This is a genomic window from uncultured Nitratireductor sp. (genome assembly GCF_913053745.1).
In the GTDB taxonomy this organism is placed as follows: Bacteria; Pseudomonadota; Alphaproteobacteria; order Rhizobiales; family Rhizobiaceae; genus Nitratireductor.
This window is the reverse complement of sequence record NZ_CAJXGF010000036.1, coordinates 25,496-32,738: the sequence shown is the minus strand read 5'-3', so window position 1 is coordinate 32,738 and position 7,243 is coordinate 25,496. Positions and strand designations below refer to the sequence as shown.

The 7,243-nt window shown below is 60.1% G+C and carries 5 protein-coding genes; 1 reads left to right on the top strand and 4 read right to left on the bottom strand.

The genetic code is table 11. The features are described from left to right. From QZ638_RS08260 to QZ638_RS08245, 4 genes are all read right to left on the bottom strand, one after another. Positions 1–1,602: histidine kinase dimerization/phospho-acceptor domain-containing protein (locus QZ638_RS08260; RefSeq protein WP_295808787.1), on the bottom strand; the 1,602-nt coding region annotated here is incomplete at its 3' end. 107 nt (positions 1,603–1,709) lie between these two features. Continuing rightward, positions 1,710–3,902, bottom strand: a complete 2,193-nt coding sequence (locus tag QZ638_RS08255; protein ID WP_295808786.1) for a TRAP transporter permease — start codon at positions 3,900–3,902, stop codon at positions 1,710–1,712. A gap of 90 nt (positions 3,903–3,992) precedes the next feature. Further along, positions 3,993–4,970: a TAXI family TRAP transporter solute-binding subunit gene (locus QZ638_RS08250; RefSeq protein WP_295808785.1), complete on the bottom strand. Its 978-nt coding sequence runs from the start codon at positions 4,968–4,970 to the stop codon at positions 3,993–3,995. Between the two features lie 112 nt (positions 4,971–5,082). Next, the gene (locus tag QZ638_RS08245; protein ID WP_295808783.1) at positions 5,083–5,997 is read right to left on the bottom strand and encodes a LysR family transcriptional regulator; all 915 of its coding nucleotides are present in this window, start codon (positions 5,995–5,997) and stop codon (positions 5,083–5,085) included. 162 nt (positions 5,998–6,159) lie between these two features. On the opposite strand from QZ638_RS08245, the gene QZ638_RS08240 reads away from it, so the two are divergent. Further along, a complete protein-coding gene (locus tag QZ638_RS08240) occupies positions 6,160–7,242 on the top strand; it encodes a tartrate dehydrogenase (protein WP_295808792.1) in 1,083 nt (360 codons plus the stop codon). Position 7,243: the final 1 nt, after the last annotated feature.

Genomic DNA, 7,243 nt, shown 5'->3' with positions numbered 1-7,243 from the left:
AACCCGGCAACGCCAGTTTCCCTCTTCTTCATCAATCATGATCTCGATCAACGGCTCGTCACGGCCTTCAACCGCCTGAACCGCGTTCGCCACCAGATTGACCATCACCTGCTCGATCCGGATCAGATCGCCGTGGCACATGACCGGCTGCTCCGGGCGATGCCAATCGATGCCAATGCCGCTACTGCTGTGCTGGGCACGAATGATCTTGAGGGCTCCATCCACCGCCAATCTGAGATCAACCACCGACGGGGGGCCCTCGGATTTTCTCGCGAACACCTTAAACTGTCGGATGAGCTCCGCCATCTTGTCGCACAGGGCAACAATTTCCCCCAGGTTGGCATCCACCATATCGGTGGCCCCTCGCTCCAGAAACTTCCGACTGTTGCGGGCATAACCCTGGATAGCGGTCAGGGGCTGATTGATCTCGTGGTTCAGACCCGCCGACATTTGCCCGAGCACCGCTAGCTTGGCAGCCTGGATGAGCTCTTGCTGGGTTTCACGCAACTCCGTCTGGGCTCTCTCCCGCTCCTGTATCTCTTCCAGCAGTTGGTCATTGGAACGTTTAAGATCGGCTGTCCGCTGAGCAACGCGACGCTCCAACTGCTCTCCCCTCAAGGCCAGTTCACGTTCCCGCCGGTATCGTTCGCGGAGATACAACCAGGTAAGGAACCCGGCCAGGAACAAGGCCAGCCCGCTGACCAGGAAACCGGCGCGGGTCCAGAGTACTGATCGCGTCTCGGACAGTACCATCAGGCTCCAGTCCAGCCTGGGCAAGTCCACCTCGACGGTCAGGTACGTGCCAGCACTGTCGCTGCCCCGTAACTGAATCCGTGTGGAATAATCCGCCAGCCCCCACGGCTTGCCAGTGACCGAAAAGTCAACAGGCGCTAAATCCCGTTCGGGGTAACGCTGCCGCACGCGGGCGGATTTTTCGGCCTTGTCACCTGGCCGAAAGTCCCGATACAACCACTGGCTGCGACTGGACAGAAAACTGATGCCGTCGCCGTCCAGCACCACCATTTGCGCCTGCTGGGTCGATTCTGGCCGGTGCCACTGCGACTCCAGCTCATGGACCAATATCTTGATGGCTACGACCCCGAGCATTTTGCCCCGCTGATCGCGCACCGGATGAGTGAAGTACAGACCACGCTCCAGGGAACGTAAACCGAGGGCGAAATAGGCCACTGAATCTCCGGTTTGCACGGCTTCAGAAAAGTAGGGGCGAAACGCGTAATTATTGCCGACGAAGGTGTCCGGCTGGCCGAAATTGTTGGCCGCAATCGTCAAACCAGACAAATCCATCAGGTAGATATCTGAGCCGCCGACAATGGTCGCCATTCTTTGCATCTGCTCGTTGGCCCGAAGCAGGGTCACGGCATCATTCGGTTGCTTGAGCGCGTCGGCTAACAGGGGGTGTTCGGCGATAAGAGCCGGTACCGGCAGATACCGGTTCAGCTCGTTCGCAACCAGTTGTCGGTACCGGAAAGCCTCTTGCAGGGCCTCCTGCTCCAGCTGGCGATAACCGTACCAACCGCCCAGAAGCCAGGACAGCAGCATGATGACAACCAGAATCACAACGACGCTGAAGCGCTGGAGCATGGAATTCAGTTCCGAAACATCAAAGAGGGGCTTCGGCCAAGCCTAGCGCCCCCGGACCGGCAGGACAACCCGCTCAGCGGCAGGTTGTCCTCCGGGTACTGGCCAGATCAGGCTGCGGCCAGAGCCGGCGCACGCTTGCGCTGGATGAGCATGGCGATTACCGCCAGCGCGATACCGGCCAGATCCGTCCACAAACCACCCTCGATGGTCAGCAGGGCTGCGGCCACCAGTAACAACCGTACCAGAACCGGGGCGGACGACCGTGCGAACCAGCCCAGCACACCGGCAGACAGCAGGTACACGCCAAAGGTAGCGGTAATCAGCGCCCGTCCGATTTCGAACCACCCTCCTTCCATCAACAGCGCACTGTTGTAGAAGAACATGAAGGGCACGATGAACGCCGCAATGCCGATCCGGAATGATGCGACCGATGTGGACATTGCGTTGGCACCGGAAATACCCGCCGCCGCATAGGACGCCAGTGCCACAGGCGGCGTGATGGCCGAGACTACGGCAAAGTAGAACACAAAGAAATGCGCGGTCAGCGGCTCAATCCCCAACTGCACCAGGCCCGGGGCCACGACCGAAGCTGCAACGGCATAAGCTGCGGTGGTCGGCATGCCCATGCCCAGCAGAATGGAAATAAACATGGCAAACACCAGAGCCAGCAGATGGCTGTGGGCCGCCACATCCAGCAACAGCACCGAGAACCGCGCGCCGACGCCGGTGAGTGAGATCACACCCACAATGACACCGGCGGCCGCACAGACCACGATGATCTGAATCGACATATAGGCCGCTATCTCAAATGCATGCAGAATCTGCCGCAGGCCCATCTTGTTGGGGGAAATCCAGCTGACCACCGCCGCGGAAATCGTGGCCAGAGTACCTGCACGAATCACCGAGTAGCCCTGGAACAACGCCACGATCAGAATGATGATGGGCACAAACAGGTATACCTGGCGCAGCATCAGGCGCAAATTGGGCAGCTCGTCTTCGCGCATGCCGCGCATTCCGAGCTTCTTGGCCTCGAAATCGACCATGAAGTAGACCGAGGCAAAGTACAGAATCGCCGGAATAATCGCCGCAATGGCAATTTCGGTATAGGGAATACCGGTAATCTCCGCCATGATGAAGGCGCCCGCGCCCATGATCGGCGGCATGATCTGCCCGCCGGTGGAGGCGGCCGCCTCGACGGAGGCCGCCGTCTGAGGCTTGTAGCCCACGCGTTTCATCATCGGTATGGTGAGCGAACCGGTTGCGACCACATTGCCGGCCGAGGTGCCGTTGATCATGCCCATCAGGCCGGATGCAAAGATGGCGACCTTTGCCGGCCCGCCCCGGCGGTGACCGGCTGCCGCAAAGGCCAGGTTCACGAAATACTCGCCCACCCGCGTCGCCTGAAGGAAGGCGGCAAACACAACGAAGAGGACGATATAGGTGGAGGAGATCGCCACGGGCGCGCCAAGAATTCCGTTGTCCGTGAAGATGTAGGAGAAGAAGCGCTTGGCGTCATAGCCGCGATGCTCGAAAATGCCGGGCAGCCAGGGGCCGAGGAAGGCATAGGCGACGAAGACGCCGGCGATGACAACCAGGGCAAGCCCCGCGAGCCGCCGCGTCAATTCGATGATCAGCAGAACGCCTGCGATCGCGGCCCACATGTCGCCCGGCAGTGCCATGGGCATGCCGGCGCGCAGCTGAAGCTGCCTCGCAAAGAAAATCAGATAGGTGGTGAAGGCAATCGCCGAGACCGCAAGCACAAGATCGGCGGGCGCAAACCGGACCCGGTCGATGTGGGGAAAAGCCCAGCTGTGCGCAATGGCAAGTGCCGTGCCTGCAGCAAGCGGCAGGCCAAAACTCGCCATCGCCCATTCCGGCGGAAGAGTCTGCCCGAGAACGGTTCCGTTGATCCAGATCGCCGCAACGCCGACAGCCCCGTAAAGGACGGCAGCCGCGGCAATGGCGAGCAGCGCCATGGCGAGCGGAGACCGGGTCGAGCGCCCCTTCGCGTCCATGGTGGCCGCACCGAACAGGAGAAAGCCGAGAAACAGGCCGCCACCCACATGGGTCAGGCGATAGGCCCACGTCTCCAGGGGATAGACATTCATCACCAGAAGATGAAAGACCGTATAGGCCACGCAGAGCCACGCGACGACCGTGTTACGGATCCCGGCGAATTCACGCTGGTTACCCGACAGCGCCTCTTCGTCCACAAGCGCTCGTGCGGTTTGTTCTTCAATCGATGGTGCCGCTTCTGCACGGATATCGGAGTCCGGGCGGGTGTTCTGGGATGCAGTCATGGTCAATAGGCCCTGGCAGGGGATTGGAGACGCGACACGGGCGGGAGGATCAAGCTCAACCGTCCGTGCCGCTAGTGTCAGTTCACCGACTTACTGATTGGAACCGGAAACCTCGTATCCGTTTTCCTTGAACCAGCGAATCGCACCGGGATGAAATGGGACCACCGTGTTCTTGGTCACGTTTTCAGGCAGCGTCTCCTTGGCTGCCGCATGGTTCTGGACCATACGCCCGTGGCTCTCCATCGCCAGCTTGGTGATTTCATAGGCGAGGCCTTCCGGCATGTCCTTATGCGCAATGGCGAAATTCCAGAGCGACACGGTCTGCAGGTCCTCCGGCTGATCTTCATAGGTGTTGGCCGGGATGGTGAAAGGCTGCATTGCAGGGACAACCTCCAGCATCTTGTTCAGCGTCTCCTCGTCCATGGAAAGGAAACGAACGTCGTTTTCGACCGCGAGCTGAGCATAGGCGCCGGTGGGCAGACCTGCTGCGTAGACAAACGCGTCGATCAACCCGTCCTTGAGCTGACCAGCCGTATCGGAACCGCCGGCATTGCTGATGACCACACCGGAATCGGTATCTTCAAAATAGCGCGTCCAATAGGTAGCTGACGTACCGCCTGCGGGACCAACGCCAACGCGCTTTCCGTCCTTGAGATCGGTAAAGCCCTGAATGTCCGAGCTTGCCAGAACCGCTGCCTGCAGAGGCGTCTGGTACATGGGGAACAGCGCGCGAATGTTCTCATGTGGGGTGCCCGGCATGAGCGGGCTTTCGCCCTTGATCGCCTCGTCCGCCGGTCCAAGCGTGACAAAGCCGAGCTGGTGCTCGCCGGTTTCGACGAGGGTAACGTTCTGGACCGGTCCGCCCGTGATCTCCGCGCCGGCATTGATACCGAGCGCTTCGCTGATCATGGCCCCGAAACCGCTGCCGTAGCCGAAATAGGTGCCGCCCTGGCTTCCAGTACCGATGGTGATGCTGCTTGGCCAGCCTTCCTTGTCCTGTGCCGCAGCGGGCAGAGCGCAAAGAGCGCCGGCGATCAAGGCGATGGCTGATGTAATCCTGATAGTCATGTTTCCTCCCATAGTCTCCTCCGGCAACGCAGACGCGATGCCACTGGCAGCAGCATGGCGAAGAATGTCTGGGGGGAGAACGTTCTGAGGATTATATTATTTTTCGTTATTATCAGGCGCTATCCTCAATCGCCTGCAGGTTCCGGACAAGAATATCCAGCAGAATGTCACGCTGAGGGTCGCGCGTGCCGCGCGTCCAGGCGGCTGCAAGAATGAGTTTCGAGCGCGTCGCGCCCGGTGGAATTGAAAGGGGCAGGAACCGTACGCCCGGCGTGCTGATGCGCACCGTCCAGCGGGGGACGATGGCAAGCCCCGTTCCTGTGGCCACGAGATTGACGATTGTATGCTTTTCTTCCGCGATCTGTGCGACACGGGCTGTCAGCCCCGCATCCATGAAAAGCTTCATCGTCAGATCATGGGAATGGGGCCGCGAGCGCCGGTCCGGCACGATGAGCGGGATATCAGCCAGGTCCTCGATCAGGATCTCCTCCCTTTCGGCGAGAGGGTGGTCGGCCGGCAAGGCGACCACGGCAGTCTCATAGAACAGCGTTCGGAAATTGATACGTGGGTCGCGTATGTCAGGCGGTCGGCAAAAGGCAATATCGAGGCTTCCGCTCAGAAGCTTGGGCAAGAGGTGAATGGTCTTCTGTTCAAAGAGCTGTACCTCGATCCCGGGCTGTTCAGTCCTCAGAAATTGCAACAATTGCGGCATCAGCCCCACCGAGGCGCTGTCGATGGCGCCCACGCGCAGGACAGGCTTGTCCGCATTGCGGATCGCTCTGATCTTGTCTTCCAGCGCGTCTGCCTGCGCCACGAGCCGTCTAGCGTCGTCAAGAATCGCACTTCCGACGGCGGTCAGGGCAACATTGCGGGTGGTGCGATGAAAGAGCCGCGTCTCGAACTGGCTTTCAAGAATCTTGATCTGCCGTCCGAGCGATGCGGGCAGCATGTTCATGGCTTGCGCTGCCCTGCCGAAATGCATCGTATCCACGACACCCAGAAAGCATTTCAGCTGAAAAATATTCACGAAAGAGTCGCCCCTTAATTATCGCGATTTTGTATATAATCATGCGCACATTGAGCTCCCCAGAGCAACCCTTTTAACGTGTGCTGGACGACACCCACATGCGCCATTCGGGGAAATGCCCCATCGGTGCGCCAACCGGTTCCGGGAAATCCTATGGATCAGATGCAGACCACCAAACACTACAAGATCGCGGCCATTCCGGCAGACGGCATCGGGCCGGAAGTCATTGACGCGGGCCTGCAGGCTTTGAACGTTCTGGCCCGACGGGATGGTGGCTTTTCTCTGGATGTGACTCATTTCGACTGGGGTTCGGAACGCTACAAGAAAACCGGCGCTCTGATGCCGGAAGACGGCACGGAGCAACTGAAGGATTTCGATGCGATCTTCTTCGGTGCCGTGGGCGCACCGGATGTGCCTGATCACGTTACCCTTTGGGGGCTACGCCTGCCGATCTGCCAGGGCTTCGACCAATATGCCAATGTGCGGCCCACCAAGATCCTGCCGGGCATTTCCTCGCCGCTGGAAGGTGTGGGCCCCGGCGACCTGGACTGGGTGATCGTTCGCGAAAACTCCGAAGGCGAATATTCCGGCCATGGCGGCAGGGCGCATAAGGGCCTGCCCGAAGAGGTGGGAACCGAGGTCGCCATTTTCACACGGGTCGGCGTGACCCGGATCATGCGTTATGCGTTTGCGCTCGCCCAGTCGCGCCCGCGCAAGCTCCTGACCGTGGTGACGAAGTCGAATGCCCAGCGCCATGGCATGGTCATGTGGGACGAGATCGCGGCGGAAGTCTCGCGCGAATATCCCGATGTGACCTGGGACAAGATGCTGGTCGATGCCATGACCGTGCGCATGGTGAAAAGCCCCAAAAGCCTCGACACGATCGTCGCCACCAATCTGCATGCAGACATCCTTTCCGATCTGGCCGGTGCCCTTGCCGGTAGTCTCGGGGTTGCCCCGACCGGGAATATCGACCCGGAACGCCGGTTCCCCTCCATGTTCGAGCCGATCCATGGTTCGGCCTTCGATATTACCGGCAAGGGCATCGCCAATCCGGTCGCCACCTTCTGGACGGCGGCGCAGATGCTGGATCATCTGGGCGAGCAGAACGCGGCGGCACGACTGATGCGGGCCGTGGAAAAGGTGTGCGCGGAGGGCATACTCACACCGGATGTGGGCGGCAAGGCAACGACCGGGGAGGTGACGGAAGCCGTGTGCGAAGCCATTCGCATCGAAAATATCTGAT